This window comes from Lentzea californiensis, assembly GCF_024648825.1.
Lineage (GTDB): Bacteria > Actinomycetota > Actinomycetes > Mycobacteriales > Pseudonocardiaceae > Lentzea > Lentzea californiensis.
In genome coordinates this window covers 168397-185011 of record NZ_JANBBE010000005.1, presented here as the reverse complement: position 1 = coordinate 185011, position 16615 = coordinate 168397, and the positions used below count along the sequence as shown (strand labels likewise).

Annotated in this window: 22 protein-coding genes; 10 read left to right on the top strand and 12 right to left on the bottom strand. The window is 71.1% G+C overall.

Going from position 1 to position 16615, the window contains the following annotated elements; all coding sequences use genetic code 11:
* The first annotated feature begins 51 nt into the window (after positions 1-51).
* Complete coding sequence (locus LX88_RS20375; protein ID WP_258949370.1) at positions 52-915, top strand: alpha/beta fold hydrolase; 864 nt, start codon at positions 52-54, stop codon at positions 913-915.
* Positions 916-937: 22 nt separating this feature from the next.
* Here the strand turns inward: LX88_RS20375 and LX88_RS20370 are convergent, their stop codons facing one another.
* The 6 genes from LX88_RS20370 to LX88_RS20345 form a co-directional block, all read right to left on the bottom strand.
* Positions 938-1306, bottom strand: a complete 369-nt coding sequence (locus tag LX88_RS20370) for a sunset domain-containing protein (protein WP_258949369.1) — start codon at positions 1304-1306, stop codon at positions 938-940.
* A gap of 9 nt (positions 1307-1315) precedes the next feature.
* Positions 1316-2281 carry a hypothetical protein gene (locus LX88_RS20365; RefSeq protein ID WP_258949368.1) on the bottom strand — a complete coding sequence of 322 codons (966 nt, stop codon included), beginning with the start codon at positions 2279-2281 and terminating at the stop codon, positions 1316-1318.
* Positions 2282-2480: 199 nt separating this feature from the next.
* Positions 2481-2999, bottom strand: a complete 519-nt coding sequence (locus LX88_RS20360; RefSeq protein WP_258949367.1) for a hypothetical protein — start codon at positions 2997-2999, stop codon at positions 2481-2483.
* Positions 2992-4092 (bottom strand): hypothetical protein, encoded by a 1101-nt coding sequence (locus LX88_RS20355; protein WP_258949366.1) that lies wholly within the window; start codon positions 4090-4092, stop codon positions 2992-2994. The genes LX88_RS20360 and LX88_RS20355 overlap by 8 nt, the downstream gene beginning before the upstream one ends.
* Positions 4093-4103: 11 nt before the next feature.
* A complete protein-coding gene (locus LX88_RS20350; protein ID WP_258949365.1) occupies positions 4104-4490 on the bottom strand; it encodes a FixH family protein in 387 nt (128 codons plus the stop codon).
* Positions 4487-5818, bottom strand: coding sequence for a DUF8832 domain-containing protein (locus LX88_RS20345; protein ID WP_258949364.1), 1332 nt, complete (start codon positions 5816-5818; stop codon positions 4487-4489). The genes LX88_RS20350 and LX88_RS20345 overlap by 4 nt, the downstream gene beginning before the upstream one ends.
* A 135-nt stretch (positions 5819-5953) precedes the next feature.
* Between LX88_RS20345 and LX88_RS20340 the strand changes: the two genes are divergently transcribed.
* Positions 5954-7087, top strand: a complete 1134-nt coding sequence (locus tag LX88_RS20340) for a sensor histidine kinase (RefSeq protein ID WP_258949363.1) — start codon at positions 5954-5956, stop codon at positions 7085-7087.
* Positions 7084-7737 carry a response regulator gene (locus LX88_RS20335; RefSeq protein ID WP_090063441.1) on the top strand — a complete coding sequence of 218 codons (654 nt, stop codon included), beginning with the start codon at positions 7084-7086 and terminating at the stop codon, positions 7735-7737. Before LX88_RS20340 ends, LX88_RS20335 begins: the two co-directional genes overlap by 4 nt.
* Here the strand turns inward: LX88_RS20335 and LX88_RS20330 are convergent.
* The 5 genes from LX88_RS20330 to LX88_RS20310 all read right to left on the bottom strand — a co-directional run bounded on the left by LX88_RS20330 (position 7715) and on the right by LX88_RS20310 (position 11550).
* Complete coding sequence (locus LX88_RS20330) at positions 7715-8059, bottom strand: EthD domain-containing protein (RefSeq protein ID WP_258949362.1); 345 nt, start codon at positions 8057-8059, stop codon at positions 7715-7717. The genes LX88_RS20335 and LX88_RS20330 overlap by 23 nt on opposite strands.
* A 62-nt stretch (positions 8060-8121) precedes the next feature.
* Positions 8122-8751: a hypothetical protein gene (locus LX88_RS20325; RefSeq protein WP_258949361.1), complete on the bottom strand. Its 630-nt coding sequence runs from the start codon at positions 8749-8751 to the stop codon at positions 8122-8124.
* Positions 8752-8847: 96 nt separating this feature from the next.
* Complete coding sequence (locus tag LX88_RS20320; protein WP_258949360.1) at positions 8848-9492, bottom strand: response regulator transcription factor; 645 nt, start codon at positions 9490-9492, stop codon at positions 8848-8850.
* A complete protein-coding gene (locus tag LX88_RS20315) occupies positions 9477-10529 on the bottom strand; it encodes a hypothetical protein (protein WP_258949359.1) in 1053 nt (350 codons plus the stop codon). The genes LX88_RS20320 and LX88_RS20315 overlap by 16 nt, the downstream gene beginning before the upstream one ends.
* Entirely contained in the window at positions 10522-11550 is a 1029-nt protein-coding gene (locus tag LX88_RS20310) for a sensor histidine kinase (protein WP_258949358.1), read from the bottom strand. The genes LX88_RS20315 and LX88_RS20310 overlap by 8 nt, the downstream gene beginning before the upstream one ends.
* 102 nt (positions 11551-11652) lie before the next feature.
* Between LX88_RS20310 and LX88_RS20305 the strand changes: the two genes are divergently transcribed.
* The 3 genes from LX88_RS20305 to LX88_RS20295 are packed head-to-tail and all read left to right on the top strand — an operon-like array spanning position 11653 to position 14053.
* Entirely contained in the window at positions 11653-12219 is a 567-nt protein-coding gene (locus tag LX88_RS20305; protein WP_258949357.1) for a VanZ family protein, read from the top strand.
* 38 nt (positions 12220-12257) lie between these two features.
* A complete protein-coding gene (locus LX88_RS20300; RefSeq protein WP_258949356.1) occupies positions 12258-12950 on the top strand; it encodes a response regulator transcription factor in 693 nt (230 codons plus the stop codon).
* Complete coding sequence (locus LX88_RS20295) at positions 12947-14053, top strand: sensor histidine kinase (RefSeq protein ID WP_258949355.1); 1107 nt, start codon at positions 12947-12949, stop codon at positions 14051-14053. Before LX88_RS20300 ends, LX88_RS20295 begins: the two co-directional genes overlap by 4 nt.
* Here the strand turns inward: LX88_RS20295 and LX88_RS20290 are convergent.
* Positions 14028-14615: a GrpB family protein gene (locus tag LX88_RS20290; protein ID WP_258949354.1), complete on the bottom strand. Its 588-nt coding sequence runs from the start codon at positions 14613-14615 to the stop codon at positions 14028-14030. The genes LX88_RS20295 and LX88_RS20290 overlap by 26 nt on opposite strands.
* Positions 14616-14783: 168 nt before the next feature.
* On the opposite strand from LX88_RS20290, the gene LX88_RS20285 reads away from it, so the two are divergent.
* Genes LX88_RS20285 through LX88_RS20270 form a run of 4 tightly spaced genes read left to right on the top strand, consistent with a single transcriptional unit; the run spans position 14784 to position 16614 of the window.
* Positions 14784-15830 carry a M12 family metallopeptidase gene (locus tag LX88_RS20285; protein ID WP_258949353.1) on the top strand — a complete coding sequence of 349 codons (1047 nt, stop codon included), beginning with the start codon at positions 14784-14786 and terminating at the stop codon, positions 15828-15830.
* Positions 15831-15841: 11 nt separating this feature from the next.
* Positions 15842-16027 carry a hypothetical protein gene (locus tag LX88_RS20280; RefSeq protein ID WP_258949352.1) on the top strand — a complete coding sequence of 62 codons (186 nt, stop codon included), beginning with the start codon at positions 15842-15844 and terminating at the stop codon, positions 16025-16027.
* Positions 16028-16040: 13 nt separating this feature from the next.
* A complete protein-coding gene (locus LX88_RS20275) occupies positions 16041-16298 on the top strand; it encodes a hypothetical protein (protein WP_258949351.1) in 258 nt (85 codons plus the stop codon).
* Between the two features lie 4 nt (positions 16299-16302).
* Complete coding sequence (locus LX88_RS20270; protein WP_258949350.1) at positions 16303-16614, top strand: YbaY family lipoprotein; 312 nt, start codon at positions 16303-16305, stop codon at positions 16612-16614.
* The last annotated feature ends 1 nt before the right edge of the window (position 16615 follow it).

Here is a 16615-nt window from a genome sequence, read left to right as displayed (position 1 = left end):
GCTGACCCTAACGCTGATCCGTTGCTGATCGGGCACCCGCACAGTGGGCCCGTGAACCACACCGCATTCGACCACCAGCGCGTTCAGGTCTCCGACGGCGTCGAGCTCAACGTCGCCACCACGGGATCGGGGAGCCCGGTCGTGCTGCTGCACGGCTTCCCGCAGACCCACCTCATGTGGCGGCACGTCGCCGCCGATCTGGCCGCCGACCACACCGTGATCATGCCCGACCTGCGCGGCTACGGCGACAGCGACAAGCCCGCCGACACCGGCCTCACCTACTCCAAGCGCACGATGGCCGCCGACGTCGTGCAGGTCGCCCGCGCGTTCGGGCACGACACGTTCGCCCTCGCCGGACACGACCGGGGCGCGCTCGTCGCGTTCCGCACCGGACTCGACCACCCACGGCACGTCACGCACCTCGCGTCGCTCGACGTGCTGCCGACGCTGGACATGTGGGACGTCATGCGCGGCACGTCCGCCGCCGTCGGCTTCCACCTGTTCCTGATGGCCCAGCCGCCCGGCCTCGCCGAGCAGATGATCGGCGCGACCCCGGACGCGTTCTTCGGCCACTTCCTCGACGTCTGGGGCGCCGGGCCGTTCCCCGAGGACGTCCGGGCCGAGTACCTGCGCGCGAGCCGCGAGGCCGTCACGTCGATCGTCGCGGACTACCGGGCGTCGGCGACGATCGACGTCGAGCACGACACGGTGGACAGGAACGCGGGCAACCAGCTGCAGATGCCGGTCACCGTGCTGCAGCAGGACTGGGGCGCGGCGCTCGGCTTCGACGCCAAGGCGCTGTGGCAGGCCTGGGCAACCGACCTCGACCACCGCACAGTCTCCTGTGGACATTTCATGGCCGAGGAGGCACCGGACGTCGTCGCGGCGGCGATCCGCGACCTGCTGGAGCGCTGATCCCTGTTGGCACCGGCCGGGCTCAGGCCCTGACGCGGCTCTTCGTGGTCCACATCCGGTAGCCGGCCGACACGGCGTCGTCCTCCGAGGCGAACGCCATGTCGCCCTTCATCCGCCGGTAGTACGGGGAGTCGGGCGTGTGGTAGACCATCGTCTTCGAGTTGCCCTTGACCGGCAACGACTCCTGCCGCGGCGGCTTCGGGGCGGCCGGTGCCGGGGGCTGTTCGGCGATCACCACCTGCTCGGCCGCCGGGCGGGGTGCGGGCAGGGCGAGGCGCGTCTTCGGGCGTTCGGGCTGCAGGCGGCCGCGGACCGACAGCCACGTCACCAGCGAGCCGACGGCGAACGACACCACGCACAGCAGGAACATCTGGGAGAACAACCAGAGCACAGCGAACTCCTAACGGACGACGACGTCGACCTGGCGCGTGGCCGGGTCGTACTCGCCGCCGGGGGCGGGACGGGTCTCGATGGCGATCAACGCGGGTGCCACACCTTGGCCGACGAGGACGTCGCGGACCATCTCGCCGCGTTTGGTCGCCATCGCCTGGTCGGTGCCGTGCGCCACCAGCGTGATCGAGGCGCGTGGGGCGACCAGCAGCATGCGGCCGACGCGCTCGATGAGCACGGGGCCGTGGCCCTCGTACGCCGTGGTGCCCTGCACGAACCGAATCGCGCCGTTGCCGTTGACCAGGCGGGAGATCGAGTCGTGCAGGGCCTCGACGTTCAGGTCGCCGGCGGCCGCGGACGAGCCGACCTCGATGCGGTCGGTGACCTGCAGGCCGTTCGCCGCCTCCCGGACGGCGTCGCGGACCGCGGTCGCCCTGGCCTCGTCGGGCACGCGGGCGGCGACCACGACCTGTCCGTTGTGGACGGTCGTGGTCACGTCCGACACCTTGGCGGACAGCGCGGCGGTGAGCACCCGCCCGATCACGGCCGGTGGGATCGGCAGCAGGCCGCCCAGCCGGAGCGCGGCCGTAACGCGGTGGCCGTCGGTCCGCACGGCCTCCAGCAGCGCACGGCGTTCCGCGTCGTCGGCGACCGCACCGGACACCAGGATCTCGCCGCCGCGCACCGCCAGGAGTAGCTGCTCGGGTTCGGCCGTGCGCACGTCGGTGACACCGACGCCGTTCACGTCGGACACCACGGCGCGCACCGCGTCGACCGAGCGCGGCGAGACCTCGCTGACCACGACCGACCGGCCGTCCACCGCGACCACGCCGTGGTAGCCGGCCTTTCCCAGCGCGGTACGCACGTCGGAGTGCAGCGTCCGTTCAACGCCACCGCCGTAGACGAACACGCCGGTGGTGGCGAGCAACGCGGGCACCAAGAGCCCGCCGATCCAAACAGCGTGAGGCAAGCGCACGGCGAACTGGGTATCGGACCTCGTCGCCGGAAATCCAGCCAGTCCAGCCATTCGGACCGAACTTCACCCGGTCAGGTTGCCGGGTGAAGCTCGGACCTCATCTGCTAAGCACCTGGCAAGGCACACCACACGACGTTGATGAGGGGAGCTTTCATAAACCTCAGGTTTATGAAAGCTCCCCTCATCAACGACACACGCCCTAAGCGACCGTGGCGCGCGTCCGTCGCCAGGCGACCACGATCAACGCGATCAGGCCGAACAGCGGGAACGTGCTGATCGCCCAGGACAGGCCCATCGGCGGCCCCGGCTGCTCCATCACCTGGAGGTTCTTCAGCTCGCCCGTGCCCGCGCCCGCCGGTCCGTCGATGTCGAAGCGCATCGTCCACGCCCCCGGCTCGGGCAGGGCGAAGACGTCCAGGCCCCACACGTCGCGCTTGCGGGGGTGCCGTGCCAGGGGGCCGCCGTCGCTCTCCACGTCCCCGCGGAACAGGGTCAGCGTGCCCTTCTTGCCCTCGAGCCCGTTCTCCGGCACGAAGGTGAAGTCCAGCGACTGCATGGCCTTCACCGGCCACGTGCTGAAGCCGATGGTCAGGTCGTACGGTCCCGCCTTCACCTTCTCCGTGTGCACCACGTTGACCGGCTCGAAGGCCAGCGCGGGAGTGGTCAGCCCGAACAGCAGGGCGGCCGTGCCCAGCAGGCCCAGCAACGTCTTACGCATGGCTGTCGTCCTTTGCTGGTGCGAGGTGGCGGAGCATGTGGCCGTACCGCCGGCCGAGCATCCCGGCGAGGGCGCCGAGCACCGCCCCCGCCACGACGGTGGCCACGTACCGTTCGAGGGCCGGGAAGTCGCTGCCCTGCACGAGCATCCGCTGCAGGGGCGCGCAGGCCGTGATGATCACGCCGCCGACGGCGCCGGGGATCCAGGCGGGCAGTCCCCGCAGCAGTTCCACGGCGACCGCGACGAGGAGCAGGCTCATCGGGATCATGTTGGGCAGTCCGGGGATGCCGTCGGCGTAGTCGCGCAACGGCAGGCCGGTGGCGTCCGCGTAGACCTCGGTGGCCCACGGGGAGAACCACCAGAACACGGCTTGCAGCACCGCGACGACGACTCCGACGGCGAGCGCGCCGCCGCGCCGGTTCAGGACGTACGCGCCCATGAACAGGATCATCACCGAGAAGAACGCGCTGCCGGCGTTGACCGTGTTGACGGCACCGCCGGGCACCGCGCGCAGGCCGAGCACGGTGACCATGCTGAACGCGAGCAACGTGCCCGCCGCGGCGGCGATGCCGTAGGTCCCCCAGCGCTGGTCGCGGGCGACCGCGAAGACCATGACCGCGCCGACCATCGTGATCGAGATCGACAGCAGCAGCCCGATGTGCGGCGGCGAGTCGATCACGGCGTCGAAGCCGTACAGGCCGTGCCACCACTGGTCCCACAGCCCGTAGACGAGGAACAGCGCCGCGCCGATGCCGGAGACCAGGTACCCGACGGGGGCGGCGAACGTGCGGCCGAACACACCGACCGCGCGGCCGCCGACCACCGGGTCGATCGCCTTGCCGCGCTTGGAGTTCGCCGTCGTCAGCAACACGACGGCGAGGCTAGCGAGGCCCGAGATCGCGCTGCCCGCGTACAGGAACAGGTGCGGCAGGGTGAAGAACGTGTCGGGCCCGACGTCGGAGTGCCACTGGATGTCCCAGGTCAGGCCGATCAGCGAGATCAGAGTGCCGCCGACCACGACGCTCGCCGGGACCAGCCCCCTCGGGACCGTCCTCGCCGGCGACGCTTCGGTCGCCGTGATGTGCACAGTCATTCCTCCCCCTTCTAGGTGAGCAGCAGCGGGATCACGACCCGCTCGCCGCGCAGTGACAAGGTGATTTCCCATTGACCGGCCATGAACAGGTCGACGCCCGCGACCTCGTACCTGCCTGGAGCCCGCGGTGCCGCCGTGATCGGGGCGAGCGCGTGGCCCATCTGCGGCATGGCCGGTTCGACCGTCACCTCGCCGTCGGCGGCGTTGCCGGACCGGTCGGTGACGAGCAGGTCGAACGAGTTGCTGCCGGACCGGGTGCTGGCGGGCGTGAGCTCGAACCGGAGCCGCGCGCTCTCCGCCAGGTGGGGCTGGGCCTCGACTCCGCGTGGCCACAGCACCACCACCGCCGCGACCAGCGCGATCACCCCGGCCACGACGGCCACAGCCGAGCGCTTCACTTCGAGGCCACCTTCCCGGCCGGGACGTCGACGACCTTCGGCACGGTGACGACCGAGTAGTCGCGTTCGACCTGGATCCACACGAGGTACCTGCCCGGCAACGGGAACGAGTAGGTGAACGGCACGTCCGGCCCGTAGGCGGCGACGCTCTCGTCGGGCTTGTCCGGCATTCCCGGCGTCGGCGGGAGCATGGAGTGCACGTGCGCCCAGATCGGGGCGTTCACGGCGTTGTCCGTCACCGGGCCGACGACGATCATGTGCCCGAGCATGCCCAGCCACGGCTGCAGGTCGCGCTCGCCGAACTTCGCGGTGATCGTGCTCGGCCTGCCCGCCTCGCGGATCTCCACCGCCGTCTCGGCCGTCGCGTCGTGCCGGGGCGTGGCCGTGCCGGAGACCTCGACGCTCGACCGCAGCAGCTGCACTCCCCCGCCACGCCGTGCGATCTCGGCGGCGACGGCGTGCGTGCCCTGTTCGGGATCGTTCAGCCGGGCGCGGAACTCACCGGGCGCCGTGCGGACCGGGTGCAGGTGGCGCAGGTGCCCGGACGGCGACACCACGACCAGGTGGACGAACGCGCTGTCGTGCACGAGCAGGTCGTCCACCGGCCGTCCCGACGAGCCGTCGGTCAGGTTCAGCACGAGGTCCTTGCCGTCCATGCCGGGCACCATGTTCACCGGCGGCCGCGAGAAGTCCACTATGGACGTTCGCTCGTAGGGGTTCGTGACGTTGTCGTACGTCGGGTCGAGCTGCGTGCCGGGCGCCGCGACCGGCGGAATGCTCGGCGCCAGCAACGCCGCCGTCACCCCTGCCGCCACCGCGGCGACCATGCCCGCCGTGGGCACGAGCGCGAGGCCGACCTTGCCGAAGACGGCCAGCAGGAGTGCCGCCAGCAACAGCACTCCGGCCGCGATGAACCCTCCGTAGGTCGCGTTCTCCCACGGCGACGGCACGAGCGCCGGCACGACGAACGGGATGGTCGCCTCGTCGACCGCGAGCTCCCACGGACCGGGCCGGTCCACGTGCAGCAGGCCGGAGTGGAAGCCGGGCGCGGCACCGAGGACCACCTTGGTGGTGCTGCTCGGAGCACCCGCCGCACGCAACGTCAGGGTCAGCTCGCCCGGCGGCGATCCGGCGTGCGTCACCACGTCGACGTGCACCGGCCCGGGCACCTCCGCGACCCGCCGGATGATCACCGTGAGGTCGCGGTCGCCGAGGCTCTGCGCGACGTGCACGTCGGCACCGGACTGGGCGCCGTCGGCCAGCGCCGGGGCGGCGATCCCCAGGAGCGCCGCCAGCGCGAGCAGGAAGGTCACACCACGTCGTTTCATCGCGGCCGAACGTATCGATCATGGCTTCGCCGCCGCGTCACTGCGAAGACGGAAATCGCATCCCCCGCCCGGGGGATGCCCGGCCCCTGCGAAGCGGGAGGTTCTCAGGGACGCAATCCGGCAGGATTGCGCTCGATGGATCTGATCAAGCTGCCCCTCAAGCACCAGTCGTGGCTGGTCGCGACCGTGTGCATGGTCGTGGACGGCGGGTTCGTGCTGCTCGACCGCGAACCGTTGCCGCAGACCGTGGTCGTGCTCCTGATGACGCTGGCCGTGGACGCGATGCTGGCCGGTCCGGCCCGGCTGTCGCTGTGGGTGGCGGCGGCGCAGGCGGCCGTGCCGGTGATCGTCCTCGTCGCGATGCGCAACGGGATCGACGCCAACGACGCCGGCCTCCTGATCGCCGGGTACCGGGCGGGGGCGTGGCTGCGCGGCACACCGGCGTACACCTCGCTCGGGTTGCTCTCGGCCAGCCTGATGGCCTGCATGGTCATCAACGGCTACGGCCCCCTGTACGCGGTGCTGGTGGCGGGAAAGGGCGCGCTGCTGCCGTGGCTCGTCGGCCGCTACACGACGGCGCGCCGCGCGTACCTGGCCGAGCTGGAGAAGCGGTCGGCGATGGCCGAGAAGGACGCGAAGGCGGCGGTGACCAAGGCGATCACCGAGGAACGCGGCGCGATAGCCCGCGACCTGCACGACGTGATCATCCACCACGTGAGCGCCATCAACCTGCACGCCGGCGCCGCCCGTCTCGGTCTGCCGGAAGGAAATCCGAGGCTGACCAGCTCGTTGCGCGCGGTCGAGACGTCCAGCCGCGCGGCCATGGCCGACCTGCGGCACCTGCTCGACCTGCTGCACGGCGACAAGTCCGAGGGCGCGCGGCAGCCCGGCCTCGACAACCTCGACGAACTGCTCGACGGCGTGCGCGCGGCGGGCAGGCCGGCCCGGCTCGAGGTGCGCGGGCAACGGCGGGACGTGCCGGAGTCGTTGGACATCACGGTCTACCGGATCATCCAGGAGATGCTCACCAACGCCCTGCGGCACGGCGACGCGTCCGGGGTGACGGTCACGCTGGAGTACGCACCGGACTCGCTGTCCGTCACCGCGCAGAACGTCACCGGACCCGGCGACGACTCCGGTTCGGTGCGCCGCGGCCTCGTCGGCATCCGCAACCGCGCGGGCATGTTCAGCGGCACCACCCGGTCCGGGCTCGAACCGGACGGACGGACCTGGCGCACCGTCGTCACGTTCCCCCTGGAGGCGTCATGACGTTGACCGTGCTGCTGGCCGACGACCACGCGATGCTGCGCTCCGGCATGCGCGCGATCTTCGACACGCAGGAGGACCTCCGGTGCGTCGCGGAGGTCGCGGACGGCAGGGCGGCGGTGGCGGAGGTCGCGCGGCTGCGCCCGGACGTGGCCGTGCTCGACATCCGGATGCCCAAGCTGGACGGGCTCGGCGCGACCGAGATGATCCTGGCCGACCCGGCGAACCGCACGAAGGTCCTGCTGCTCACCACCTACGACACCGACGAGTACGTCTACCGCGCTTTGAAGGCCGGTGCCAGCGGGTTCCTGCTGAAGTCGCTGCCGCCCGAGGAGCTGATCTCGGCCGTGCGGGTGGCTGCGCGCGGGGACGCGTTGATCGACCCGTCGGTGACGCAACGGCTGATCGCGCGGTTCGCCGTCAGCCTCGCCCCTCCCCCGACGCCGCCGGAGCTCGAGCTGCTCACCGCGCGCGAACGGGAGGTGCTGCAGCTCGTCGCGGCGGCCTGCAGCAACGCCGAGATCGCCGCACGGCTGCACGTCGGGGACGAGACGGTGAAGACGCACGTCTCACGGGTGCTGGCCAAGCTGGGGTTGCGCGACAGGGTGCATGCCGTGGCGTACGCGCACGTCAACGGGCTGGTGCGGCGCTGAGCCGTTCGTCCACGATCCAGGACTGCGTTCGCGCGCGGTCGAGGAAGCGCTCCTCGTCCTCGGCAACGCCGGAACCGGGCGCGAGGACGAGCGAGAGCCAGGTGCGGCGGGTCGCCGCGTCGGCGAACTTCATGTGCGTGACCACGTCGAACTCCGCCGGAAATCCCCGCTCGTCGTGGGGCGGCAGGTAGTTGCGCACGTAGTAGAACGGGCGGGGCGTGATGCTCAGGATCAGCGGCACGTGGTGGTTCTCGTAGTGGTCGACGAACTCGTCCCTGCTCATGCCCGCACGAGCCCTCAGGAAAGCCATGGTGGTGATCACGGCTTCCGAGACTAGCGGCGCTGATCCGCGAGGACCCCTCGTGCGCCACGCGGACCGGCGGCTCAGCTCTGCCAGACGACCGGCGACTTGACGTAGTCGTCGCCGCGGTTGTACTCGGCCCCCGCGACCTTCAAACCGTCCTGCGCCGCGCTCAGCACGCAGGTCTCGTACTTCTCGCCGGCCGCCTTGAACGTCTTGGGCGCGCTCGTGGAGTCGCACTTAGGGGTGTCACCGCTGATGATCACGCCGGTGCCCTTGCCGTCCTCGCCGAGGCCTCGCAGGCCGATCGAGGTGAAGCTCAGGTCCGTGCCGCTGAGGTTCTCGACCGTGGCCCGCAGGTAGAACGGCGTGATGTTCTTGGCCTTGTCGCCGAACTTCGCCAGGTCCTCCTTCGCGCCCGCCTCGATGGCCGTGACGGTGATGGCGATGGTGCCGCTCTTGTCACCGGTGACGACGGGGATGACCGCGCGGGAGCCGACCTTGAGCTTCGTTCCGGGAGCCGTGACGTCCCCACCGGCCGGGACCGGCGGCGCCTCCTTCGAGGTGGAGGTCTCCTTGGTGCTCGTGGCGGTGGTCGTCGTCGTGTCCGTGGCGGGGGTCGCGGTACCGCCGGTCTCCGAGCCGCACGCCGACAGCAGCAGGCCCGCCGTCGCGAGGGAGGCGATGAACAGGGGGCCACGGGCGTGCGTCACTGCGGATCTCCTCGGACTGCGGAACCTGGGGGCGCCCAGGACGTTAGGCCAGATGCCGGAACGGCGCTATCGGTCGTTCACACCACACGCCGGGGTTCAGAGGTCGTCGAGGCCGATCAGCCCGTCCTGGATCGCCCGCGCGACGAGTGCCGCCTTGGTCGGTGCCTGCCTGCCGATCGCCGCGTACTTGACCCTGATCCGCTCCAGGTGGGAGTTCACCGTGCTGAGCGTGATGTTCAGGCGTTGCGCCACGAACTCCTTCGACTCGGACTGGAACCACTCGACCAGGACCTCGGTCTCGCGCGGCGAGAGCGCGGGCCTCGTGTCCGACCTGTCGCCCGCCAGCGCGCCCGCGAGAGCCGGCGGTGTGTACGACTGTCCCTCGGCCGCCGCCTTGACGGCCTGCACGAGGTGCTCGGCGCCCTCGGCCTTGGTCAGGTAGCTGAGCGCACCGATCTCCAGGCACTGCAGGACGATCTCGTCGTCGGCGCGCATCGAGTAGACGACGACCCTGCGGCCGTCCTCGACGAGCTTGCGCAGTTCGGACGTGGCGGGCGCGACGCCGCCGAGGTGCAGGTCGAGCACGACGACCGCCGCGCTCGCGCCGGGACCGGTCCAGGCCACCCCGGGGTCCTCACCGCTCGCCACGAGTTCGATGTCCGCTGTGGACAGCCAGTGCGCGACTCCCGCGCGCACGACGGGATGGTCGTCGACCACGACCGCCGTCACGTCGTCCGCCATCGCGCCTCGCTCCTCACCAGTCCGCTGTGGACGCTCGTCTCGACGGTCACCGCTCCTGTCCTGCCCGAAGCCGGCAGCGTCTCGGGCGCGTCCGCCACCACCGCCACACGCACCTCCGTCGCGGTGCGCAACAGGCTCACCTTCGCACGTCCGTGCGCGACGGCGAGCGCCTGGGCCATCGGCGCGACCAGTTCGCGGCGCACCTCTGTCGGCACCGCCGTGGCCGTGCCGCTGACGGCGAGCGAGACGACGACACCGCGCCGTTCGGCGACGTCCACACACGCGGTCAGTTCGTGCAGCAACGGGTCGGGCACGTCGTCGTTCTCCGCGAACAACCTGCGCAGCTGCACGGCCGCGACCGAGCAACGCAGCCTGGTCGTCTGGTCGGCCACGCTCACGCGTTCGTCGGCGAGGTCGGCGAGCAGGGGCAGCAACGCGCCCAGCTGACCCTCGAACCCTGCTCGCAGGTCCTGTTCCCGCTGGCGGGCGAGCTCCTCACGGGTGCGGGCGGCGTCGTGCTCGGCGGCGGCCTCGGCGGCCAGCCCGGCGTCGCGGTGCAGCACCCGCGTGACCACCAGGACGCCGAGCTGGAAACTCGTACCGCTCAGGATCACGACCCCGGCCGTGCCGACGTCACCGCTTCCCTCGCGCGCGAACCACGCGATGCTGAAGCAGATGTGCGCGCTCAGGGCTGCCACCAGCGCCACCGGCCTCTCGACCAGCACCAGCAGCAGGTACCAGCCGACCAGGCCGAACCCCCAGTCGGCCGGAGTGAACGACGCCCCGGCGGGCAGCGCGGTCGTCGCCAGCACCGACGAGACGAGAGGCGCCACAGCGAGGTAGGCCGGTGTCGGCACCGCGGCCGCGACACACCCGGCCACGACGGCCATCACGGCCGTGAGCAGCCCGTACGCGACCCACGCCGCCGGGCCGTGCGGATGTGCGACGACCAAGGGCAGCATGAGGACGAGCTGGATGGCGAAGACGACGACCAGCAGGACCTGCCGAGTGGTGGTGGCGACGGTGTGGTCAGTCATCGGCGGTCCACTCCAGCCGCGCGGTGGTACCCGCCGGTCCCGACTCGACCACCGCGGTACCTCCGGCCGCTTCGAGGCGCCCGACCACCGACCCGCGCAGGCCACGCCGGTGCTCGGGCACGTCGGCGGGCACGAAGCCCCGGCCGCCGTCCTTGATCACGACCACCGCGCCGCGCGCCCGCGTCACCGTCAGATCGGCTTCGGTGGTGCCCGCGTGACGCTCGACGTTCGTGAGCAGCTCACGCGCGGCCCGCACGAACTGCAGCGCGACCCCGGCTGGCACCGGCACGACCTCTGCCTCCACCCGCACGTGCACGGCGCTGTCCCGCGCCACCGCCGTGAGCGCGGCCCCGAGGTCCACCGTCCCCTGCGCGTTGCCCCGTTCGGCCAGCACGACCAGGTCGCGGCGCGCCTGAGCCGCGACCTCCTCCGGATCACCACCGTGCGCGGCCATCAGGAACGTCGCGGCAGCCGTGTCGTGCAGCAGCGCGAGGTACTCCCGCTCCCGCCTGCCCTGGTCGAGCGCGACGGCCGCGGCCCGGCTCCGTTCGGCGGCGCGTTCCCTGAGCAGGTCCACCCGCCGGCCCGACCTGCGCAACAACTCGTACGACAGCCGGGCGAGCACCGACTCCAGCACCGCCCGCACGAGCACGCCGGGCCCGGTCGTCACGACCTGCACCGCGAGCAACGCGACCGTCGCGGGCACGCTGACCTTCGGCGGCCACTGCCACTGCCAGGTGATCAACGTCGTCGTGAGCACCGTCAGCACCCACTGGTCGGCATCGGCCCCCAGCACCACCGACAGCACCACGACCCGCAGGAACGCCACCGGCAACGCGACGCGCGGCAGCCGGAAGTCGGCGACCGCGCTCACCGCGACCGCCGCGCACAGCGACCAGCCCAGCGGCGAGTGGAGCGAGAGGGCGCCGAAGAGGCTGATCAGGACGACGCTCGCGCCGCGGATCGGACCCGCGAGACGGGACACCGTCGCAAGCAGCCTCGCCTCCAGCACGTCAGGCATTCTCCGCGAGGGCCTCGCCGACCGCCTGGCCGGGCCGCATATCGTCCACGTATCGAAAAACGCGTACGCCCTCGCAACGGCCGTGCGCCTTCACTGGGGAGCGTGCTCAACACCTGGCAGGAGTGGGTCGGTACGGAGACCGGGGTCGTGGTCGGCGCGGTGCTCGGGATTCCGGTGGCCGTGCTCGCGATGCTGCTCCTGGCTCTCCACCGCAAGCTCGGCAAGAACCCGCACCCGTGGCGGACGGCGCTGGCCGAAGTCGGCATGGTCTACGGGACGCTGCCCTGGGTGTGGATCATCATGCTGCCCGGTGCGGAGCCCGGCACCGCGGGAGAGCTGAGCCTGGTGCCGTTCGCGGACCTGATCGACCTCGTCGAGCACCGGGACGCGGGTCAGATCGTCGGCAACATGCTGGTGTTCGCGGCGCTCGGGTTCTTCGCCCCGCTGAGGTTCGCGGCGCTGCGGTCGGTGTGGCGGGTGCTGGCGTTCGCGGCGGCCTGCTCCGCGTTGCTGGAGATCGCGCAGTTCGTGCTGCGGCTGGACCGGGTGTCCTCTGTGGACGACGTGCTGCTCAACGCCGCGGGTGCGGCGCTGGCCTCGCTCCTGTCGCGGTGGTGGTGGCGCCCCAAGCCCGCGCCGGCGGAGGAACGGCACCTGGCCGCGGTCTGAATATGCGGGCGATATGCCTCGCTCCCTAGGCTGACGGCATGCGTGTGCTGATCGTGGAGGACGAGCCCTACCTGGCCGAGGCCGTCCGCGACGGGCTCCGGCTGGAGGCGATCGCCGCGGACATCGCCGGGGACGGCGACACGGCGCTGGAGCTGCTCAGCGTCAACTCCTACGACCTCGCGGTGCTCGACCGCGACGTGCCCGGACCGTCCGGGGACGAGATCGCGCGGTGGATCGTCGCGTCCGGCAGCGGCATGCCGATCCTCATGCTCACCGCCGCCGACCGGATCGACGACAAGGCGTCGGGGTTCGGGCTCGGTGCCGACGACTACCTGACCAAGCCGTTCGAGCTGCGGGAACTGGTGTTGCGCCTGCGGGCGCTCGCCCGCAGGCGGGCCTACGCACGGCCACCGGTCAGCGAGATCGGCGGTCTGCGGCTCGACCCGTTCCGGCGTGAGGTCTTCCGCGACGGGCAGTACGTCGCGCTGACCCGCAAGCAGTTCGCGGTGCTCGAGGTGCTGGTCGGCGCTCAGGGCGGCGTCGTCAGCGCCGAGGAGCTGCTGGAACGGGCCTGGGACGAGAACGCCGACCCGTTCACGAACGCCGTCCGCATCACGGTCTCGGCGCTGCGCAAGCGACTCGGCGAACCGTGGCTCATCGCGACCGTGCCGGGTGTCGGCTACCGCATCGACGCGGATGGCGAGTCCCTGTCCTGCAAGTCCGTTCGATGAGAGTCACGGACGAGACCTGCAGGACAGGGGCTCGGCCCCCGGGACTCAGCGCGCGCTGGAAGTTCACCCTGAGCTACGCGGGCATCGTCGTCGTGGCCGGCGCCGTCCTGATCGGGCTGGCCTGGTGGGACCTGCTGCGCTACGTCCCCGACAACGACCAGGGCCTGCTCTTCACCAGCCCCAACCGCTACCTGCTCTCCCGCATCTTCGGCCGCGCCGCCGCGATCGCCATGGTGTTCCTGGTGGCGTTCGGCCTGCTCGGCGGATGGATCCTGGCCGGCCGCATGCTCTCCCCGCTCGACAAGATCGCGGACGCCGCCAGGCTGGCCGCGAAGGGGTCGCTGTCGCACCGGATCCGGCTGCCCGGCAAAGCCGACGAGTTCCGCGAACTCTCCGACGTCTTCGACACCATGCTCGAGAAGCTCGAGTCGCACGTCGGCGAGCAGCGCAGGTTCGCCGCCAACGCCTCCCACGAACTGCGCACCCCGCTGGCGATCTCCCAGTCACTGCTCGACGTGGCCCGCGAGGATCCGTCTCTGGTCGACGCCGAACTCCTCGACCGCCTGCACACCGCGAGCCGCCGCGCGATCGACCTCACCGAGGCCCTGCTGCTGCTCAGCCGCGGCGAGCGGGGCGTGTTCACCCGTGCGTCCGTCGACCTGTCCCTGGTCGCCGAGGAAGCAGCCGAAACCCTGCTGCCCCTGGCGGAACGGCGCGGGATCGAGCTCGAGGTCACCGGTGAGCCCGCGACCACCACCGGTTCCGCGGAGCTGCTCCTGCGGATGGTGACGAACCTCGTCCAGAACGCCATCGTCCACAACCTCCCGACCGGCGGCAGCGTCACCGTCCACACCGAACCGCAGCACCGGGCGTGCGTCGTCCGGATCGAGAACACCGGCCGTCAGCTCCCCGCGGACCTGGTGCCGACGCTCACCGAACCGTTCCAGCGCGGCGGCGAGCGCGTCCGCGACGACGATCACGCCGGAGTCGGCCTGGGACTCGCCATCGTGCACAGCATCGTCCGCGCGCACGACGGCGCCCTCGACATCGTTCCGCGTCCCGAGGGCGGCCTGCGCGTCACGATCCGGCTGCCCAGTCCCTGACCTGGGGCTGGATGTCGTTGAAGAAAGCGGTCTTGGCGCGGGTGTAGTCGTCGTAGTCCGGCTCGCCCGCGTGTTCGTCGGCGAGCTCGCGCTTGATCTGCTCGTAGCGCCGGGCCTGGTCGGGGTGGCACCGCAGCCAGTCGCGGAGGTCCACCACCCACCGCGCGAACGGCGAGTCCGCGCGGCGGACGTGCAGGATGGCGCTCTCGGCCGGCGAGTGGAACAGGCGCTTCTCGTAGGCGGCGTCGTCGGCTCGGTCCCCAGGCCTTCTGGCATCCCGGTGCACGCCAGGGGAATCCGGCCTCGAACCGTGCGCCGGCACGAACGGCGTGGGCGCCAGGACCTCGGTCAGCCGGGCCAGCGACGGCGGGTCCGGCATGCGCACCTGCAGGTCGACGATCGGCTTCGCACCGAGCCCCGGCACCGCGGTCGACCCGATGTGCTCGTAGTCGAAGGCGTCCGCCCCGGGCAGTGCAGCGAACGCCGACCGCACCCCGCCGAGGAGGTGCTGTGCGCGAAGCGGCCAGGCGGCGTCGTACTCGACGATGACAGCGGAAGGCATACCGCCGACATTAGCCCGATCGATGAGGTCGCCTTCCGGCGCTTTCCCGTTACACCGCCACTTTGGACTCTCCATCAATTCGACGAATGCGGCGGAGCCGTTCGGCCCTAGGCGTTGCGGCCATTCGGGATCAGGCTTGTTCGTCTTCTGCCATGACGGGAGGGCACGATGACCGAGCCGAGTGGCACGGTGACCGGCAGCGGCCAGTTCCGCGTCGGCCCCGAACTCAGAACCGGTGTGATCGAAACGCGGAACCAGGGCGCGAAAGCCGTTCTGTACACCGTGGTCGACGGCGAGCCGATGGTCGAGGGCGACATCGTGCTCACCCTCGTACAGGAAGGCGAGGTCCGCGAGAAGGGCGTGGTCGTCCCAGGTCAGCAGTTCCGCTGGCCGGGTGGCCGGGTGCCGTTCGAGATCGACCCGAACCTGCCGAACCAGGCCCGCGTGCACAACGCGATCGCGCACTGGGAACGCAACACCCGCATTCGTCTGGTACCGCGAACCGCGACGGACACGAATTTCATTCGTTTCCAGCCCGGCGGTGGCTGCAGTTCTCCCGTGGGCATGCGCGGAAACCAGCAGAACATCACGCTCGCCCTCGGCTGCGAGACCGGCGCCACCATTCACGAAATCGGGCACAGCGCCGGCTTGTGGCACGAGCAGAGCCGCGAGGACCGCAACAACTTCGTGACGATCGATTTCACGAACATCCAGCAGCAGAGCGCCCACAACTTCAACCAGCACATCACCGACGGCGACGACGTCGGGCCGTACGACTACCACTCGATCATGCACTACCCGCGGCGGGCGTTCGCGATCGACACCGGCCGCGACACGATGACGCCGGTCCAGAACGCCGAGATCGGCCAGCGCGAGGGCCTCAGTCCCGGCGACTGCGCGGCGGTGCGGGCGATGTACAGCGGCCTCGAACCGGCGGCGGTGTTCCGGGGCGTGCAGTTCACCGGGTCCGTCCCGGCCGGCACGACCAAGCGGTGGTTCACCCACAGCTGGCCCGCCCACTGGTACGTCCTGTGGACGGTCGTGCCGACGGCGCCCGCGGTCGACGGCGCGGCGCAGGTCGAGTGGACCACCCAGGTCACCCGGCAGTCCGGTGGGCTGCTCAAGTACTTCCTCGCCATCACGAACCTGACCGGCGGCCAGGTCGACGTCGAGGCCCGCTACGACGTGCTCGGCTGGTCGCCGGGCGCACTGTGAGAGGAGCTGCCATGAGCGCCGACCTCGACGGCGGGGCCGCCCCCGCGTCGCTCGACGACCTGGTCCTCGCCGAGCCACTGGAAACCGCGGACAACGGTGGCGCGGCGCCGGATGCCGTGCAGGACACCGAGGACGCCGTGGCCGAAGAGGCCTCGCACGCGTCCGAGGACGCCGGTCCCGCCCCCGAAGCAGAGTGAAGGGAGAGTCCCGATGCGACTTGGTGTGCAGTTCCGGGGACAGGTGCCCGGCGGGTCGTCGCGGCGCTGGTTCACCCACAGCTGGCCGGAGGGCTGGCGGGTCGTGTGGATGGTGGTGCCGACGTGGCCGATGGTCGACGGCGCCGCGCAGGTCGAGTGGAAGGTGCAGGTCGACCGGCAGGCCGCCGGGCTGATCAAGTACTTCATCGAGATCCGCAACCTCACCGGTGGTCCCGTCGACATCGAGGCCCGTTTCGCCGTGCTCAACTGATCTGGTGCACGGCACCGTCGTGATCCCGGCGGGAACGCCCGCGTTCGGCCGGGCGGTGCTGCGGGTGCGGCTGCTCGACGTCTCCCTCGCCGACGCGCCGGCCGTCACGAAGGCCGAGCACGTCGGCGAGTTCCGCCGCGACGACACCGCCGAGCAGCGCCTGCCCTTCGACTTCGGCCTGGCTGATGGGCCGATGCTGAACGTCGCCGCTCACGTGGACGTGAGCGGCGACGGGCGGGTCCGTCACGGTGATCTGGTCAGCACCAGCGCCGTCGAACCGTCGGACGGCGTGGTCGTGCTCGTGGAGTTGTTGTAGC